Raw genomic sequence first — 17,235 nt, forward strand, 5'->3', positions numbered from 1 at the left:
GCCATCACCAACTGAACACAGGTGTTCGAGAAGTTACCATGATTCCATCACGATATCGAAATGCGGTGCTGTTCGCTCTGCTCGCGGTAGTCTGGGGTTCGTCGTTCGTCGCCATCGAAACCGGGTTGCAGACGCTTCCCCCGGTCCTGTTCGCGGCGCTTCGGTACGACATCGCTGGTGCGGTGTTGTTGGCCGTCGTCGCCGTCCTCGGACTCCGCCGAGACGACTTCCAGTGGCGGCCAGCCACGCGAACCGACTGGACGCTCGTCGGCGTCGGCGGCGTCTTCATGTTCGGCCTCTACCTCGCGCTCGTCTTCACCGGACAGGGGTACGTCACGAGCGGCGTGAGTGCCGTCGTCCTCAGCCTGAAACCGGTCGCCACGCCGGTGTTCGCGTTAGCGCTCCTGCCGAACGAACGGTTCGACGCGCTCGAACTCGCGGGCATCCTGCTGGCGCTCCTCGGCGTGGTCGTCGTCGCCGACCCGACGTCGCTCGGCGGGTCCACCGTCGGCATCGGGTTGCTGCTCGTCGGTGCCTTCATCTTCGCGTTCGCGTCGGTGGTGACCCAACGCCTGCGGACGACGCTCCCGGCGCTCTCCCAGCAGGCGTGGATGATGGCCGTCGGCGCGCTCGTCCTGCACGCGACGAGCGCCGCGATTCACGGCTGGCCGAGCGTCTCGCTCACGCGTCCCGCCGTCGTTTCGCTGGTGTACCTCGCCGTCGTCGTCAGCATCGGGGGCTACATCATCTACTTCGACCTGCTCGACCGAATCGGTGCGAACGAGGTCAATCTCGTGAACTACGCCGTTCCGGTGGTCGCCACGCTGTTCGGGGCGCTCCTGCTCGGCGAACCGATTACGGACGCCACGGTTTCCGGCTTCCTCGTCATCGTCGCCGGGTTTGTCCTGCTGAAATGGGTGGCGCTCAAACGCGGGGTCGTCGCGGCACGCCGCCCGTCGCGTTCGCCCCCCGGCGCGACGTCTCCCGAAACGGTCGTCGTCTCTGGGAACGTCTACTATCGAGGATAACTGGGCGGTGTAATCGGGAGTGTTTTTTCGATATTTTGAATCCGCTCGGTATTCACGATGACGTTGGGGCAACCCGGAGGGAAGCGAGGCTTCGAAGGAACCCCGAAAGTGAGCGATGAAACCGCGAACCGGCGGTCGCCCCTCATCGTTCGTTCCCCGACACCGGACCATTTATAAAAACGCATACAATTCAACGCGCCCGAACGTACAAGTCGAACGCCGTCGTGCCCCGTTGCATGGCGATTTGTCCATACTGCGAGGAAGATATCACCGACTGGGCACAGCGCCTCGAACGGGGGGCCGCCGCGAGTACGCCGAAAGTCTGGACGTGCCCCGACTGTGACCGCGTCCTCGGCATCACGGACTGGGGGGCCGCGTAGTGGCCCTCGAAGGCTGGCGTCGTCGGGAGGATTTGGAGGGCGGCAAACAGATCCGAATCTGGCTAAGCGACGACGAGGACCGGGAACTGTACGTGGAGAATCTGACCTACCGCGATTCGGGGTACGCCGTCTACGCCTACGACGTGGCCGAGGACGAGTGGGACACCGTCACCGAAACCGACTCGCGGGCCGAGGCGGTCGAAGCGGCGACGGAGTGGGCGACGGGTTAGCGGAGCGCCCGTAGTTCGTCGCTCGGTTCGAGCGTGTCGAATTCCGCGTCCACATCGAGCGACGAGAGGGCTTCCGCTTCGTCGGTTTTCGACATCGCCGTCGCGTGAAAGAGGTAGGACAGTCGCAAGAGCCAGAGCGCCTCGTCCACGTCGTTCGGCCCCTCCACGTGAAAGGTCGTCCACCCCGATTCGGGATAGATGTGATGGGGGCCGGTTTTTCCCTCGGCGACGAGTTCGTTGCGCACCGGGCGCGGGAACGCGATGTCGAGGATACCCCATCGATGGACGTGACCGATTTCACGCTGTCCGAGGATGAACTCCGTCCCCCCGTACCGGTGTTCCCCCGCGTTCACGCCGTCCCACTCCGATACCTCCGTCACGATTGCGTCGATTGCGTCAGTCATCGTTTCCCCCGTACCGTCGCGTTTCCGACCGTAATCGCAAACGCTCGGCATACCGGATGGTAGGGCTCTCTTCGATTTGCTCCTTTCGGGAGGAGGGTCGCCGAAACGCGGGCACGTCGGCAGTATAAGGGGTCGGTTTGGGCAATACAGGGATGGCCCATGGCAGGCCATCCTGCTGTGGTTGCAGTCTATGAGGCACGTCTGGGACGCCGGGATTCGTCCCAGCAACCGATTGTTACGCGAACGAAAAGCTACTGTCCCCCAACCAGTTCGGGCTCAGGGAGCCAACGCGGCCATCGTCTCGCGCGCCTCTTCGACCGTCGCACCGCGGGGAAAGCCGACCGCGATTGCATCGACGCCGTCGATGTCGGCGAACTTCCGGAACTCCTCGCGTGCGCGTTCGGGCGTTCCCGAAGCCCCGAGTCGGTCCAAGAGGTCGTCGTTCACCAGTTCGGTCGCCCGCTCCTTGTCGCCGTTCGCCCACGCGGACGAGATGTCGTAGGCGACCTCCTCGTGGCCCTGTCGAGCCAACGAATCCCGGTAGTACGTTCCCATGCCGCCGATGTAGAACGCCGCGTGCTGGCGGGCGAGGGTTCGGGCGCGTTCGCCGTCGTCCAACGCACAGCAGGTCAGCGAGAGCGTCACTTCTACGTCGTCCACGTTGCGGTTCCCGAGGTCCGCGCCCCTACGCAGGTCGGCGAGTCGGTCCTCCATGCCGTCCGGCGTGAACAGCGTCGCGTGCCATCCGTCGGCGAATCGACCCGCGAGTTCGACCGATTTCGGTCCCATTCCCGCGGCGTCTATCGGCGGCGGCGTCTCCGGCGGGTCACATCGCAGTCGGAAGCCACCTAACGTGAAGCAGTCGCCGTCGTAGTTCACCGTCTCGCCCGACAGCACTTTCCGAACGATGTCGATGGTTTCGCGGGTGCGCCGAAGGGGACGGTCGAACTCCTCGCCGTGCCACCCTTGGATGACGACCGGGCCGCTCGGGCCGATGCCGACGCGAAACCGCCCGTCGGACACCTCTTGGAGCGTGGCGGCGGTTTGCCCGATGAGCGCGGGCGACCGCGAGTAGACGTTCACGATGGACGGCCCGAGGCCGATTTCGTCCGTCCCGAGCGCCATCGCCGTCAGGCTCGTCACCGCGTCGCGGCCCCACGTCTCGGGAAGCCACGCGTGGTCGTAGCCCAACTCCTCTGCCTTCTGTGTCAGGTCCACGAGCGTCTCAACGCTCGGTTGCGCCGCGACCGGGAGATGAACCGTTCTCGTTGCAGCCATTCTGTACGAATGATTCGTGTGGACACCTATCAGTGTCGATGTTCACGATTCGGGAGTTTCCGGGAGTTGAACGCGCGGTTTTGCGAAACCCGTTCATCCACCGGGAGCGCCGACCGATTCACGCGCCGAAGGAGTTCGGTTCCATGCCGGTAACGGGGGGGAACCCGCGGAGCGAGGGAATCGCCAACCAGTAGACCGCGAGCAGACAGTACCCCAAGCCGGACAGTCCAATGACGATGGGGCTTCCGACGGTGTCTCCGAGATAGCCGCCGAGGAGGTAGCCGACCGGACCGACGACGGCGATGAGGCTACCGATGGTCGAACTCACGCGAGCGAGCAGGTCGTTCGGGACGCCGGTCTGAATCGTCGCGCTGACGAGGACGTTGTAGATGCCGAGCGGAACCGCGGCGACGCCGTAGACGAGGAGTACCGCAGGAAGCCATCCGGTACTGACGGCAGCGACCCGTCCGACCGTTGCGACGAGGAATCCGACGACCGTGACGTGCCCGAACCGGACGGACTCGAACCGCGACGCGACGAGCGACCCGAGGAGGAGTCCGACGGTCGAAGACGCGATGAGGAGTCCGTACGTCTCCGCCCCGCCGAACGTGTCGGCGAACGCGGGGAGGACCGACGCCGACATGCCGGTGAACGCGGTCGCGATACCCGCCGCGACGACCATGTGGCCGACGACGGACCTTCGAATCAGGTCGAACCCCTCGCGGATATCTGCCGCGTACTCCCCCGCCGACGGGGACGTGCCCGTCTTCTCCGTGGTCGGGACGGTGAGGAGGACGAAAAAGAGTCCGCCGACGGCGAACGTCGTCGCGTCGAAGACGAACAGCGCGACGGAACCCAACGCGGCGATGAGAGCACCCGAGAGCGCCTGTGCTAACGCACCGAGCGTCTGCTGTGTCGCCGAGTCGACAAGTTCGCTCGGGGAAGCAGTTCGTCGTCCACGAGACGCGGGAGGGCGGCCTGTTCCGCCGGTGCGTTGACCCGTCCGAGGAGGGAGAGGAGCGCCACGACGGCGAGGACGAGGGGGACGCTCATCGCCCCCACGTGGGACGCGAGCGGAACGGCGAGGACGACGACGCCTTGGGCCGCCGCGACGAGGACGAGCAGGCGGGAGAGGCGCGAGCGGTCCACGAGCGGGCCGAAGAGGAACCCGACGATTTGCGGGAGTCGGGTGAGGAATCCAGCGACGCCAGTGTACAGCGTCGAACCGGTCAACTGGTACACCAACCACATCGCGGCGATGAAGTACAGTTCGTCGCCGACGCCGCTGACCGTGCGGGCGAGATACAGCCGTCGGAATCCCGTATTGGCGAGAAGCGTCCCGGTTTTCGACGCGCCGAACCGGCCGCGCCATCCCGCCGATTCGGCCGACGAGTCGATTTCAGCCATACACACCGTCCCAGCGCGAGGGTGATGAGGGTTCGGTGAACGCCAGTTCTGTAAGTACGGAAATACGTTTTCGGGGGATTGATGGGCGATCCCATCGAACGTCACCGACATGACGAACGGGACGGAACCCTCGATGGACGCGCTCTCCGTGCTGGGCAACGAGATTCGGATGTCCATCCTGCGGGAACTCGCCGACGCCTCGGAGACGCTCTCCTTCACCGAACTCCGCGAGCGGGTCGGGGTGCGCGACACGGGCAAGTTCAACTACCACCTGACGAAGCTCTGTGAGTACTTCGTCAGGCAGACCGAGTCGGGGTACGAATTGGGCCACGCCGGAACGCGAGTCATCTCGGCGGCGACGCCCGTAGCGAAAGACGAGTTCGATGTGCGCGAGGAGGACGATTCGTGCCCGGTCTGCGGCGAGCAGGACTGTGAAAAGTTGTTCCACGTCCATCTGACGCCGGACCGGTTCTGACGATACGCCTCGCTCGCCGACGACGCGGGGTTCGAATCCGTGCGGTCCGACACCGCCGCCGTGCCGTTCGGAACAAAGTATAATCCCTCACGGTCTGTCAGTTCCGTATGGACGAATCTTCGAAACCATTCGGACCGGACCGCCAGCGAGAGGTGTACGCGGGCGGAATGCTCGCCGACCAGACGCCGGACCTCCCGACCTCTCCCGACGAACTCGCGGACCTCGCACGGGAGAACCTCCCCCCGGAAGCCCACGCCTACGTCGCGGGTTCTGCCGGGTCGGAGAGCACGAAGGAGGAGAACCGCCGCGCCTTCGACCGCTGGCGAATCGTGCCGCGGATGCTCCGCGACGTGTCGGAGCGCGACCTGTCGGTCGAAATTCTGGGGCAGACGCTTCCCGTCCCGGTCATGCTCGCGCCCATCGGCGTCCAGTCCATCATCCACGAGGAGGGCGAACTCGCAACCGCGCGGGCCGCCGCCGAACTCGACGTGCCGCTCGTGTTGAGTTCGGCGTCGTCGGAGACGATGGAGGACGTGGCCGAGGCGTTGGGCGACACGCTCGGTTGGTTCCAACTCTACTGGAGCGCCGACCGGGACGTGACCGCGAGCTTCGTTTCGCGGGCCGAAGACGCGGGCTACGAGGCCGTCGTCGTTACGCTCGACACGCCGATGATGGGGTGGCGCGAACGCGACGTGGACCACGCGTACCTCCCGTTCCTCGACGGCGAGGGCGTGGCGAACTACCTCTCGGACCCGGCGTTCCGCGACGCGCTCGACTCGCCGCCCGAGGAGGACACGAGTTCCGCGCTCTGGCGGTTCACCGAGACCTTCGGGGACCCGTCGCTGTCGTGGGACGACCTCGATTTCCTCCGGGAACACACCGACCTTCCGATACTGTTGAAGGGAATCCTCCACCCCGACGACGCCCGCGAAGCGGTCGAACGCGGCGTCGACGGTCTCGTCGTCTCGAACCACGGCGGGCGACAGGTGGACGGCGCAATCGGCGCGCTCGACGCACTTCCCGGGGTTGTGGATGCCGTCGGCGACGACGTACCCGTCCTCTTCGACAGCGGGGTCCGCCGCGGGGCGGACGCGTTCCGCGCAATCGCGCTCGGTGCCGATGCGGTCCTGTTCGGGCGACCCTACGTCTACGGCCTCGCAATCGCGGGACGCGAGGGCGTGCGGGACGTGTTGCAGAACTTCCTCGCGGACCTCGATTTGACGTTGGCGCTGTCGGGACACGTCTCGTTCGAAGACGTGTCCCGTGCGACCCTGCGCGAAAGCGAACGCTGACGGTTCGGTGGCCGAGGAAACCCTTTGAGGGTCGCACCCGTAGCCATTACGGGTATGGGGGAAAACGACCGGGAGAGAACGGCCGACGGAGGGACACAAACGATGGTGAGGGGAGAGGATTCGTACGACATCGAGTCGTGGGAGCCGAGAACGCGGGTAGACAGGCTTTCGGTTCGGCTATACCACGTCCTCTCCGAGGCGACCCGCGGCGTCACGCTCCTGCTCGCCCTGACGTTCGTCTTCATCGAACTCGGGTTGGTGTCGACGACGCTCGCGCGACGCCCACTTCTCGGGTTGCTCTCGTTCTTCTCCATCGTGCCCGCACTGCTCCTCGCGGTGTACATCTGGCGTGCCGACCCGACCGAACGCGAACCGATTCCGACGCTCGTCGCCACCTTCCTCCTCGGGTTGGTGTTCGCCGCGTTCGCCGCCATAATCAACACCGTCGGAATGGGCGTGTTGTCCGGTGTCGGCGTGGAGACCCTCGCCATCGTGCCGTTCTTCTTCCTCGTCGTCGGGCCGGTCGAGGAGACGGTGAAATGGCTCGCGGTTCGGTTCCACGCCTATCGGACGCCGCACTTCCAGACGGCGGTGGACGGTGCCGTCTACGGCGCGATGGCCGGATTGGGCTTTGCGACCATCGAGAACCTGACCTACGTCGTCGGGTCGGTCGGCATCCACGGTGGCACCGCCGTCACCGTCTCCGGCGTCGCGGTGACGCGCGCCATCGTCGGCCCGAATCACGTCCTCTGGGCGGCCATTTCGGGCTACTACCTCGGATTGGCGAAAATCGCCCCCGCGAACCGCGGCCCGATAATCGTCAAGGGAATCGCCCTTCCGGCGTTCCTGCACGGATTCTACAACTCGACCGCCGGGTTCGTGACGAACGTCCTCTCCGCCGTCTTCGGCGGCGACGTGTTGCTCTGGTTGTTGGTGTACGTCCTCGTCTTTTCGGGGTTGGTAGCCACCTACCTGTTCCGGAAGATTCGGCGCGCACGGGAGTACTACGAGGGACAAGTGCGGTTGGGATGGTTGTAGCAGGAGACGTGTCATCGGCCGCACCGCTCTTTACCGTCATCGTGTTCCATCATCCATGGTCAGCCTCGGCAGAATAACGGGAACCGGAAAGCGGGTCGCCTCGGACTTTTCGGAGAAGAACGTGACGCTCATGGCAGCGGGTATCGCCTACAACGCGTTCGTCTCGCTCGCACCGATACTCCTCTTGCTCCTCATCGTCGTCGGCGTCGTCGGCGGAGGACTCCAGGACAGAATCATCGAACTCTCAGGGGGTTCGCTTCCCGGACCCATCGCCGACGTCATCGAACAGGTGTTTCGGTCCAACGCGTCCGCGGGCGGTGCGTCGCTCATCGGACTCGTCGTCCTCGTGTGGGGGTCGCTGAAGATATTCCGCGGTCTCGACACCGCATTCTCGGAGATTTATGATACCGAGGGCGAGAACTCCTTCGTCGACCAAGTGAAAGACGCGTTCGTCGTCCTCGTCGCACTCACGGTCGCTATCGTCGCAACCGTGCTCGTCAGCGCGGTGTTCGGTGCGTTCGCGGACACCGTGCCGTACCTCGGACTCCTCACGCCGTTGGTACTCGTCGCCGGTCTGATTCTCGCGTTCTTTCCGATGTACTACGTCTTCCCGGACGCCGAACTGGAGTGGCGACAGGTCCTGCCGGGAACGGTCTTCGCGGCGGTCGGGTGGGCCGCGCTCCAAGCGCTCTTTCAGGTGTATTTAGCGTCCAAGGGCGATAGCTCCGCCAGCCTGTTCGGCGGCGTCATCGTCGTCATCACGTGGCTGTACTTCTCGGGACTCGTCCTCCTGCTCGGTGCGGTCATCAACGCCGTCCTCGGCGGGTACTCCGATACGGTCGAGGATGTCGACGACGGGACCGAACGCGAAGCGTCGTTGACCCGCGACGAACTCGCGGACTACCTCCGTGACCTCCGCGAGGGGGTCACCGGGCGCTACGAGCGGATGCGTCCGGCCGCAACCGACGACCGGAGGGAATTCACCCGGCCGACGGGCCACATCGACGTGACCGAGGGGGAGGTTTCCACGGACGACGGAACGGAGCGGTTCGTGACGCTCCGCTGGCACGTCCCGGCGGAAGAAGCGGACGACGAACCCGTCGCGCCGAAAGGTGACACCTCCTCGTAGCCGTATCGGGCTATCGCTACCACTACACGTTCGAGGTTCCGGGGACGTACCGCTACTGGTATCAACCGTACGAGGCGATGGGGATGGTCGCCGATATCGTCGTCGAGAGATAGGTCGCATCAGAGGAACGGGTCGCCGAGGCGAGGAGCGGACCCGCTTTCTGAAACCATGAACAACGAAACCGTTCGTCCGTGAACGGTCACGATAGGGCTGGTGAACGCCAGCCATCCGAACTATCCGATCCCAATACTATCAAATTTTCTATCAGTACTTCGCTACTGTTGTTGCAGTTCGAACTTCTGGACCTTCCCCGTGGTCGTGCGCGGCAGTTCGTCTACGAACGCGACTTCGCGCGGATGTTTGTACGCCGCGAGTCGTTCGAGACAGTACTCCTGAATCTCGTCCTCGGTCACGTCCGCGTCCGGCGTGAGGACGACGAAGGCTTTGATCGTCTCGTTCCGGCGCTCGTCCGGGATGCCGACGACGGCGGCGTCCGCGACGGCGGGATGTTCGAAGAGGAGTTCCTCGACTTCGCGTGGGTAAACGTTGTAGCCCGCCGTGTTTATCATGTGTTTCTTGCGGTCCACGACGTAGAAAAAGCCGTCCTCGTCCCAGTAGCCGATGTCGCCCGTGTGGAACCAGCGCTCCCCGTCCTTCTCGGTGAACGCCGCCGCCGTCGCGTCCGGGAGACCGGCGTAGCCAGCCATCACGTTCGGTCCGGCAATGACGATTTCGCCGGTCACGTCGTCCAGTTCGGCGTCGTCCTCCGCGAGCGGTCCCTTCTCCACCGGCGGCAACTCCTCGAAGTCGTCGGTCACGATTTTGGCGCTGACGCCGTCGATGGTCGTCCCGATACTGCCGACCCGGCGACCCTTATCGGGCGTGTTGAAGTGCGTGACGGGACTCGTCTCGGTCAGGCCGTAGCCCTCGTATATCTTCGCGTCGTACAGTTCCTCGAACCGTCGGAGCACTTCGATGGGAATGCCGCCGCCGCCCACACCGGCGAGTCGGAGGGACGAGAGGTCGAAGTCGGCGGCGTTCGGTTGATTGATGATGTCGTTGTACATCGCGGGGACGCCGTGCATCAGCGTCAGTTCCTCCTCTTCGATGAGCGACAGGGCCTGCTGGGCGTCCCACGTCGGAAGTGGGTAGAAGGCACCGCCACTGAACAGGGTCCCGTTCATACAGACCGTCATTCCGTAGATGTGAAAGAGCGGGAGGACGCCCAAGAGGGAGTCGTCCGAACCGATTCCACCCGGCGCGAGGGCCGCGGACCCGTGCGCGTTGGAGGTGAGGTTGTGATGTGTCAGTTCCACCCCTTTCGGCGTTCCCGTCGTCCCACTGGTGTAGGGTTGGACGGCGAGGTCATCGTCGTCTCGTGGTACGATTTCGCCGTCACCCTCGCCGAGGAAGTCGCCGAAGAACGTCACGCCCTCCTCGTCGCTTTCGCCGACGGAGACGACGTACTCCACGTCAGTATCCGCGCGGACCGCCTCCACGACGGGAACGAGGTCCGGAAGGGTGACGACCACCTTCGCGCCGCTGTCGGAGAGGAGATGGCTGATTTCTCGCGTCCGATACTGCGGGTTCATCGGGACGACGACGCCGCCCGCCGCGAGCGTCCCGTGGAACGTCAGGACGAACTCGGGGACGTTGGGTAGATAGACTGCAACCCGGTCGTCGACGCCGACTCCTCGCTCCTCCAACCCGGCGGCGAAACCGCTGACCTGCTCCCAGAGGTCCTCGTACGTCAGCGTTTGCGTCTCTGTGACGATGGCCGGGGAGTCCGCGTAGTCGGAAACCGTGTCCGCAACCGATGCGCTAAGATTTACCATGGTTGTGTATAACGAGGACGCTCATTATAAAACATCACCGAAAGGCCGTGTTCGGAGCTTGAAATGTTCGCCCCACGCCGGAACACAAACCCCACAGAGTGGGTTCGACGGTTAAGTGAACTCACCCCATCCGTCCGGTATGTACGTTCACTGGCATCGCCGCGACCTCCGGGTCGAAGACAACCGCTCTCTCTCTTCGAGCGACCCCGTGCTTCCGGTGTTCGTCTTCGACGAGGCGGTCATTTCCCACGCGGCCCCGCCTCGGGTGTCGTTCATGCTGTCCGCGCTCGAATCGCTCCGTGACGATTACCGGGAACGTGGCGGGGACCTCCTGCTCCTCCGGGGCGACCCGCGCGAAGAGATACCCCGAATCGCGGCGGCGTGCGACGCCGATGCCGTCGTCTGGAACCGGGATTACTCCGGGTTGGCGAAAGCGCGCGACGCCGACGTTCGGGACGCGCTCTCCGAGGCAGGAATCGAACGGCAGGCGTTCCACGACGCGCTGTTACACACCCCCGGAAGCATCACGACGAATCGAGGCGACTACTACTCCGTCTACACTTACTTCTGGAAGAAGTGGCGCGACCGGGAGAAGGACGCGCCGTTCGACGCGCCCGACGAAATCGTCGTTCCGGACGAAGTCGCGGAAAACGGAATCGAAATTCCGACGCTCGCCGACCTCGGGTTCGAGGAACCGGAAGGGACGATTCCACCCGCCGGGACCGAGGCGGCACGCGACCTGCTCTCGAAATTCTGCGAGCGCGACGTGTATCGGTACGACGAGGCGCGCGATTACCCCACCCGCGAAGCGACGTCCCGACTCTCGCCGCACTGCAAGTTCGGCACCGTGGGTATCCGAGAGGTGTGGGAGACGACCGAGCGGGCGAGAAACGACGCCGGGAGCGAGGACGAGGCCGAGTCCGTCGAGGAGTTTCAGGGCCAACTCGCGTGGCGGGAGTTCTACGCGCACGTCCTCGACGATACCCCGTCCGTGGTCGCGGGGAACTACAAGGATTACCAGTACGACATCGCGTGGCGCGACGACCACGACGGCGTGCAGGCGTGGAAGGACGGCGAAACAGGCTATCCCATCGTGGACGCCGGGATGCGCCAACTCCGCGAGGAGGCGTGGGTGCACAACCGCGTTCGCATGATAGTCGCCTCCTTCCTGACGAAGGACCTGCTCGTGGACTGGCGCGAGGGCTACGACTGGTATCGGCGGAAACTCGTGGACCACGACACCGCGAACGACAACGGCGGATGGCAGTGGGCGGGGTCCACCGGCACGGACGCCCAACCGTACTTCCGCATCTTCAACCCCATGACGCAGGGCGAACGCTTCGATTCCGACGCCGAGTACATCAAACGGTTCGTCCCCGAACTGTCGGACGTTCCCCCGGAGAAAGTTCACGAGTGGAACGAACTCGACCCGGACGAACGGGAGAATCTCGCACCCGAGTATCCCGACCCTATCGTGGACCACTCGGAGCGCCGCGAGATGGCCATCACGATGTTCGAGAACGCGAGAGGGTGAATCGGGTAAGCGTCGTATGACTACGGTAGCGTTCACAACTGTACGGAACACGCTTTGAACGGTGGTGAAGCGTTTCCGTTTACCCGCAAACACACAGTATCATGATACTGTCCGGTATCGAGCGTGAAGCGGCGCGCGGTTGTTGCGGGCGGGATAATCCTCGCTACTCACGAATTAATCGAGAAAACGGCCATCGGCGGTTGCCGGACTTCACACAACGGTGGTCGGGATTGAAGTAGGAATTCCCCGACAGGCGACGATAGGGTCACACCCGCTTCGTGCAGTGGGAGGTGGGGCACGTGCCCAGGAGATTACAATGAAAAAGACCATCAAAATCCTGCTCACACTGGCGGTCGTGGGTAGCCTGTTCGCGGTCGGTTTCGCGGGGAACGCCGCGGCGGATTCACAGGATAGCGATCAAGTCGCAGTTTCACACGTAGACCAAGACCAAGGTGTCCTGCAGTACAACAGCAACCACCAGGACGACAACGTCGCCTTCTCGGGTGCGTTTAGCGCGAGTCCGCGGGACGGTCAGCCGATGGACTCCGCCGTTAACGGTCGTAACAGTGGCGCTGAGTCCGGCGACGCGGTCGCCATCCAAGCGAGCGCACAGAGCAACCAGAACTCGCAGTTCGCGTGGTCGAACGCCGAGAACGAAAACGAGCAGGAAGTCGAGGACTAAATCGGACTGGCGATTCGTTCGATCTACCTGACGACACCTATTTTTCACGGCGACGTTCGACGATAGCATGTCATCGAACGAGCGCGCTCATTCGCGTCTCACGTCCGTCATATCGTGTGTTGTTACCGGAATCGCCGAAACCTTCGACGAACGTCTATCCTTCGCCTCAACACTTAACACGACGACCGTTGACCACCTTCCGGGGGTTATCAATGGCAACCTACGAACTACCGGACCTGCCGTATAGCTACGACGCATTGGAACCGAGCATCGACGCACGCATCATGGAACTGCACCACGACAAACACCATCAGGGCTACGTCAACGGTGCGAACGCGGCGCTGGACACGCTCGAAGGGATGCGCGAAAACGACGAGTGGGGGGACGTCAAGGGTGTCGAACGCAACCTCGCGTTCAATCTCTCCGGCCACATCAATCACTCCGTCTTCTGGGAGAACATGTCCCCGGACGGGGGCGGCGAACCCGGCGGCAACCTCGCCGACGCCCTCGACGACCAGTTCGGGTCGTTCGAGGAGTTCAAGACGCACTTCTCGGAGGCCGCGAAGGGCGTCGAAGGGTCGGGATGGGGGATGTTGCTCTACGACCACGTCGCCGACATACCCATCGTGAGCATGGCCGAGAACCACCAGAACCAGTCGCCGTTGGCGACTCCGCTGTTGGTCCTCGACGTGTGGGAACACGCGTATTACCTCCAGTACGAGAACAACCGCGGCGAGTACGTGGACAACTTCTGGGACGTCGTCAACTGGGACGACGTGGAGGAACGCTACGACGAAGCGAGCGGGATGTAAGGGCCGAGAAGACGCCCGAAATCGGAATATTTTGCCGATTTATCGTGCCATATGTTAGCGAATTTCTCCTCAAGGTTTAACAGGCCGAGGAGAGATATAGTTAGTGGAGGTAATACATATATGGCAGAAAAATCGAACGCGGAACTACCACCGCTCCCGTATGACTACGACGCGCTGGAACCGCACATCTCCGAGCAGGTTCTCACGTGGCACCACGACACGCACCACCAGGGCTACGTAAACGGCCTCAACAGTGCCGAAGAGACCCTCGCGGAGAACCGCGAGTCCGGCGACTACTCCGGCACGGCGGGTGCGCTGGGTAACGTGACCCACAACGGCTGTGGTCACTACCTCCACACCCTCTTCTGGGAGAACATGGACCCGAACGGCGGCGGCGAACCCGAGGGAGACCTCGCCGACCGTATCGAGGAGGACTTCGGTTCCTACGAGGGCTGGAAGGGCGAGTTCGAGGCCGCCGCGAGCGCCGCAGGTGGCTGGGCACTCCTCGTGTACGACCCAGTTGCCAAACAGCTTCGCAACGTCAAAGTCGACAAGCACGACCAGGGCGCACTCTGGGGTAGCCACCCGATTCTCGCGGTGGACGTGTGGGAACACTCCTACTACTACGACTACGGGCCGGACCGCGGTGACTTCGTGGAGAACGTCTTCGAAGTCATCGACTGGGACAACGTCGCAGAACAGTACGACAACGTCGTGTCGCGGTTCGAATAAGCCCGAACCCACCGATTTTCTTTCGAGTAAACGACCCTAACAGCGGACGCTATTCCGTTTGCGACACGATCTCGGGGACCGTGTAGCCGGATGCGATATCCGTGACGTGTCTGTACAGCGATTGGTAATCGTATCCGTTGGATTGCTGGTCGAGGCTGGCGAACACGCCGACGTGTCGGTCGTCGTCGTCGAAGAACATCCGAAACTGCTCGAAGTCGCCGAACCCTCTGACGGTGTACTGGTAGGAGGCGTAGTACAGTTGGTCGTAGGTGTCCTGCGTGATGAACCCGAACCGCTCGTTATCGATGAACTTCGCCACGTCCACTTCTTCGAGTTTCTCCGCGACATCCTCCCTGAGAAATAACATCTCGTAGTCAGATTGGTCGAACAGCCAAATATCACGGAGGGAGTTCCCGCCGAATTCAGCGAAGGCGGAGACGAGGGCTTCTTTTGTCTCGCTTCCCGATTCCTCGTGCATGTCATTTTCTATCTTGAACGCTCTATTATAAAAACTCGGTTATAATTTTCGTTCGTTATATTTAATACGTTTAGCGAAGAACACATCGCGGGCACCGGCGGACGAGTCGGGAGGTTTTACGCCCGGTCGGACGTACGTTGAACCATGCCGAAGCCAAAGGACGAGTTCGAGCAGTTGTACCCGTGTGACTTCTACGAACCGGAGGAACTGCTCGACGAAGATACGATGTACTCGGTCTACGAAATCGCACGCCTCCTTCAGGGACTCGACGCGGACGCCGAAATCGACGTCGAAACGGAGGACATCCTGCTCGATTGGGCGATTCCGTGGGTGATGCGAAACTCCGAAGAACTCGTGGTCGCCGAACCGCCGAGCGACGAGGAACCGGGCTACTACGGTCTGAAGACATGACGCTCCTCGTGGCCGGCGGGGACCGCGTGGACGCCGGAAAGACGACTTTCACGGTCGGCCTCCTCTCGTACATCGACGGAATCGGGTTCAAACCCCGCGCAGGCAACGACTTCTGGTTCGACCACGACGACGCCACCGGTGCGCTCCGTGACGGGCGACTGTACGGCAAGGACGCGAAGCGACTCGCGTGCGCGAGCGGGGGAGACGCGACACCCGAAGCGCTCAACCCGGTGCATCGACTTTGGCGGCCCGCGCCCGGCAAGGGAAAGGGCCTCCTCGGTCAGTCCGGACGCGAGTTCCTCGTGGACCGCGTCGGAGACGGGTTCGTCGTCAATGGAACCGTCTCGCTCCCCGACGTCGTACGGGAGAATCTTCCGCTCTCGGACGCCGTGGTCGTCGATTCCCTCGCGGAACTGAACGACCAAACCGAGCGTCGGTACCTCCCGCACTTTCGAGCGGTCGCCGAACGCATCCGAAGCGAGGACCGCGCGGTCGTGGAGTCCTACAGCGACATCGCCCGTCCGATTCAGGGTGTCGAGTTCGACACCGTGGCCGTGGTCGAACCCCGCCGCGTTCGGGTGTACGACGGCGCGCGCTACGCGAGGGCGTGCGACGTCGCCGACAACAGCGTCCACGACGGGACGATGGAAAAGCGCGTGGGGGACGTGGTGAACTTCCTCGACCCCGCGGAAACGACGACGCTCGAACCGCTGTCGAAGGCGGAGCGTGACGACCCCGAAAAGATAGCCGACGTGTACGGAGACGCCTACGGGACGTTGCTGTAGCGCCGACGGTTATCGCATCCGAGCGGCTTGCGACGCCAGTTCGACGTCGTTGTAGGGGTCCGTCGTCACGCTCGCCCCGTGGCCGACGTGCATCTCGCGCAGGTCCTCGTCCACGGCGTCCAAGACGTGGTCGATGCTCTCGATGAGCGCCGACCGGTCCCCTTCTTCGAGGTCGGTTCTGCCGAACCCGCCGTTCTGAAAGACGAGGTCGCCGGCGAAGAGGACGTCCACCGATTCCGAGTAGAAACAGAGGTGGTCGTTCTTGTGACCCGGCGTGTGAAGCGCGCGGTAGTCGTCGTCGCCGATGGTCACGACTTCCCCGTCCTCGATTGCGACGTCGATGCCGGGTTGGGACGTATCGAAGCCGAACGCTTCGACGTCGAAGGCGTCTTTGACCGTTTCCAGATTGCCGATGTGGTCGGGGTGGGTGTGCGTGACGATGACCGCATCGAGGTCGTCAACCGCCTCTTCGACCCGCGCCACGGCGTCGAAGTTCGACCCGGTGTCCACGAGGACGGTCCGGTCGCCGTCCACGAGGAACGCGTTACTGGTGAACGCCTGCACGCCCGCAGCGATGTTTCGAATCATATCGCGGCGTAGGAGTGGCAGGGGTTTCGTGCTTTCGTTCGGCGAAAGGCCACAGCGCGTCGTCGACTCACTCCTCGGCGAGTTCGTCGAGGAGCGTGTCCAGACTGTAGCTTTGGAGGACGCGATGGGAGTCACGGAGCGTGGAGATGACGAACGTGGAGTTCGTCCTGTCCACCTCCTCGATGCTCTCGAAGTCGCCGATGAGCCGTTCGACCATCTCGCGTCCGGTGAGGTGTGCGACGACGATGAAGTCGGTTTCCCCCATCGTGAAGTACGCCTGCGTGACGCCCTCGATGTCGAGTATCTTCTCGCCGAAATCGCGGTAGGACCCCGTGTAGTCGGCGAACACCTCCACGACGACGGTGACGCCGAGGCCGAACTCCTCCAAGTCGATGTCGTAGAGATCGTTTTCGATGACGCCCGCCTCCCTGAGGTTGTTCAGGCGGTAGTGGATGGTCGAGACGGGGATGTCCGTCTCCTCGTGTAGTTTCTCGGGACTGCCGGTTTCCAGGTCCGAAATCGCCTTGAGCAGGGTAACGTCGCGTTCGTCCATTGATTTCGAACTATACGTCGGTCATACTTAACGGCTGGAGTTCGCCGAACGTCTGGTTCCTCCCTCGTTCGAAAGGAAAGTCCTTAACGATTCAATAATAGGAATTGTGTCTAACTTTTCCTCGATTGGTGGTGTGTGATTCAGTATCGGTGGAGATGCTTGTA

General features: G+C 63.1%; 21 protein-coding genes and 1 pseudogene. 14 read left to right on the plus strand and 8 right to left on the minus strand.

The window, feature by feature from the left end:
* The first annotated feature begins 38 nt into the window (after positions 1–38).
* The 3 genes from AC1XDK_RS06780 to AC1XDK_RS06790 all read left to right on the plus strand — a co-directional run bounded on the left by AC1XDK_RS06780 (position 39) and on the right by AC1XDK_RS06790 (position 1,638).
* Positions 39–1,028, plus strand: a complete 990-nt coding sequence (locus tag AC1XDK_RS06780; RefSeq protein WP_483349060.1) for a DMT family transporter — start codon at positions 39–41, stop codon at positions 1,026–1,028.
* Positions 1,029–1,264: 236 nt separating this feature from the next.
* Positions 1,265–1,408, plus strand: coding sequence for a hypothetical protein (locus AC1XDK_RS06785; protein ID WP_395282177.1), 144 nt, complete (start codon positions 1,265–1,267; stop codon positions 1,406–1,408).
* On the plus strand, positions 1,408–1,638 hold the full coding sequence (locus tag AC1XDK_RS06790; RefSeq protein ID WP_483349061.1) for a hypothetical protein: 231 nt from the start codon (positions 1,408–1,410) through the stop codon (positions 1,636–1,638). The genes AC1XDK_RS06785 and AC1XDK_RS06790 overlap by 1 nt, the downstream gene beginning before the upstream one ends.
* On the opposite strand, the gene AC1XDK_RS06795 is transcribed toward AC1XDK_RS06790, so the two are convergent.
* From AC1XDK_RS06795 to AC1XDK_RS06810, 4 genes are all read right to left on the minus strand, one after another.
* Complete coding sequence (locus tag AC1XDK_RS06795; protein WP_483349062.1) at positions 1,635–2,042, minus strand: luciferase domain-containing protein; 408 nt, start codon at positions 2,040–2,042, stop codon at positions 1,635–1,637. The genes AC1XDK_RS06790 and AC1XDK_RS06795 overlap by 4 nt on opposite strands.
* Before the next feature lie 276 nt (positions 2,043–2,318).
* Positions 2,319–3,320, minus strand: a complete 1,002-nt coding sequence (locus AC1XDK_RS06800; protein ID WP_483349063.1) for a TIGR04024 family LLM class F420-dependent oxidoreductase — start codon at positions 3,318–3,320, stop codon at positions 2,319–2,321.
* A gap of 118 nt (positions 3,321–3,438) precedes the next feature.
* Complete coding sequence (locus tag AC1XDK_RS06805) at positions 3,439–4,179, minus strand: MFS transporter (RefSeq protein ID WP_483349065.1); 741 nt, start codon at positions 4,177–4,179, stop codon at positions 3,439–3,441.
* Positions 4,180–4,211: 32 nt separating this feature from the next.
* Positions 4,212–4,727 carry an MFS transporter gene (locus AC1XDK_RS06810; protein WP_483349066.1) on the minus strand — a complete coding sequence of 172 codons (516 nt, stop codon included), beginning with the start codon at positions 4,725–4,727 and terminating at the stop codon, positions 4,212–4,214.
* 109 nt (positions 4,728–4,836) lie between these two features.
* Here AC1XDK_RS06810 and AC1XDK_RS06815 point away from each other — a divergent pair, with 109 nt between their 5' ends.
* The 5 genes and pseudogenes from AC1XDK_RS06815 to AC1XDK_RS06835 all read left to right on the plus strand — a co-directional run.
* Complete coding sequence (locus AC1XDK_RS06815; RefSeq protein ID WP_483349067.1) at positions 4,837–5,202, plus strand: winged helix-turn-helix domain-containing protein; 366 nt, start codon at positions 4,837–4,839, stop codon at positions 5,200–5,202.
* Positions 5,203–5,309: 107 nt separating this feature from the next.
* Positions 5,310–6,494, plus strand: a complete 1,185-nt coding sequence (locus AC1XDK_RS06820; protein ID WP_483349068.1) for a lactate 2-monooxygenase — start codon at positions 5,310–5,312, stop codon at positions 6,492–6,494.
* A 54-nt stretch (positions 6,495–6,548) separates the two neighbouring features.
* Positions 6,549–7,532 carry a PrsW family intramembrane metalloprotease gene (locus AC1XDK_RS06825; RefSeq protein ID WP_483349069.1) on the plus strand — a complete coding sequence of 328 codons (984 nt, stop codon included), beginning with the start codon at positions 6,549–6,551 and terminating at the stop codon, positions 7,530–7,532.
* Positions 7,533–7,587: 55 nt separating this feature from the next.
* The gene (locus AC1XDK_RS06830; protein WP_483349070.1) at positions 7,588–8,661 is read left to right on the plus strand and encodes a YhjD/YihY/BrkB family envelope integrity protein; all 1,074 of its coding nucleotides are present in this window, start codon (positions 7,588–7,590) and stop codon (positions 8,659–8,661) included.
* A gap of 47 nt (positions 8,662–8,708) precedes the next feature.
* Positions 8,709–8,774, plus strand: a pseudogene (locus tag AC1XDK_RS06835) (plastocyanin/azurin family copper-binding protein); the annotation flags it as partial.
* Positions 8,775–8,936: 162 nt separating this feature from the next.
* Here AC1XDK_RS06835 and AC1XDK_RS06840 read toward each other — a convergent pair.
* The gene (locus AC1XDK_RS06840; protein ID WP_483349071.1) at positions 8,937–10,496 is read right to left on the minus strand and encodes a long-chain-fatty-acid--CoA ligase; all 1,560 of its coding nucleotides are present in this window, start codon (positions 10,494–10,496) and stop codon (positions 8,937–8,939) included.
* A gap of 139 nt (positions 10,497–10,635) precedes the next feature.
* Between AC1XDK_RS06840 and AC1XDK_RS06845 the strand changes: the two genes are divergently transcribed.
* The 4 genes from AC1XDK_RS06845 to sod all read left to right on the plus strand — a co-directional run bounded on the left by AC1XDK_RS06845 (position 10,636) and on the right by sod (position 14,256).
* Entirely contained in the window at positions 10,636–12,030 is a 1,395-nt protein-coding gene (locus tag AC1XDK_RS06845; RefSeq protein WP_483349072.1) for a cryptochrome/photolyase family protein, read from the plus strand.
* Positions 12,031–12,346: 316 nt separating this feature from the next.
* Positions 12,347–12,712, plus strand: coding sequence for a hypothetical protein (locus AC1XDK_RS06850; protein ID WP_483349073.1), 366 nt, complete (start codon positions 12,347–12,349; stop codon positions 12,710–12,712).
* A gap of 212 nt (positions 12,713–12,924) precedes the next feature.
* Positions 12,925–13,524, plus strand: a complete 600-nt coding sequence (locus AC1XDK_RS06855; RefSeq protein WP_483349074.1) for a superoxide dismutase — start codon at positions 12,925–12,927, stop codon at positions 13,522–13,524.
* A 120-nt stretch (positions 13,525–13,644) separates the two neighbouring features.
* Positions 13,645–14,256 (plus strand): superoxide dismutase, encoded by a 612-nt coding sequence (gene sod / locus AC1XDK_RS06860; RefSeq protein ID WP_483349075.1) that lies wholly within the window; start codon positions 13,645–13,647, stop codon positions 14,254–14,256.
* A gap of 49 nt (positions 14,257–14,305) precedes the next feature.
* On the opposite strand, the gene AC1XDK_RS06865 is transcribed toward sod, so the two are convergent.
* Positions 14,306–14,734, minus strand: coding sequence for a DUF7522 family protein (locus tag AC1XDK_RS06865; RefSeq protein ID WP_483349076.1), 429 nt, complete (start codon positions 14,732–14,734; stop codon positions 14,306–14,308).
* A gap of 144 nt (positions 14,735–14,878) precedes the next feature.
* Between AC1XDK_RS06865 and AC1XDK_RS06870 the strand changes: the two genes are divergently transcribed.
* Both AC1XDK_RS06870 and AC1XDK_RS06875 read left to right on the plus strand, forming a co-directional pair.
* Positions 14,879–15,145, plus strand: a complete 267-nt coding sequence (locus AC1XDK_RS06870) for a DUF5827 family protein (protein ID WP_483349077.1) — start codon at positions 14,879–14,881, stop codon at positions 15,143–15,145.
* Positions 15,142–15,930: an ATPase gene (locus tag AC1XDK_RS06875; protein ID WP_483349078.1), complete on the plus strand. Its 789-nt coding sequence runs from the start codon at positions 15,142–15,144 to the stop codon at positions 15,928–15,930. The genes AC1XDK_RS06870 and AC1XDK_RS06875 overlap by 4 nt, the downstream gene beginning before the upstream one ends.
* Before the next feature lie 9 nt (positions 15,931–15,939).
* Here AC1XDK_RS06875 and AC1XDK_RS06880 read toward each other — a convergent pair whose 3' ends face one another.
* On the minus strand, positions 15,940–16,518 hold the full coding sequence (locus AC1XDK_RS06880) for an MBL fold metallo-hydrolase (protein ID WP_483349079.1): 579 nt from the start codon (positions 16,516–16,518) through the stop codon (positions 15,940–15,942).
* A 67-nt stretch (positions 16,519–16,585) separates the two neighbouring features.
* A complete protein-coding gene (locus tag AC1XDK_RS06885; RefSeq protein WP_231183929.1) occupies positions 16,586–17,071 on the minus strand; it encodes an Lrp/AsnC family transcriptional regulator in 486 nt (161 codons plus the stop codon).
* Between the last annotated feature and the right edge of the window lie 164 nt (positions 17,072–17,235).

The sequence above is a fragment of the Haladaptatus sp. HS23 genome (assembly GCF_056892285.1).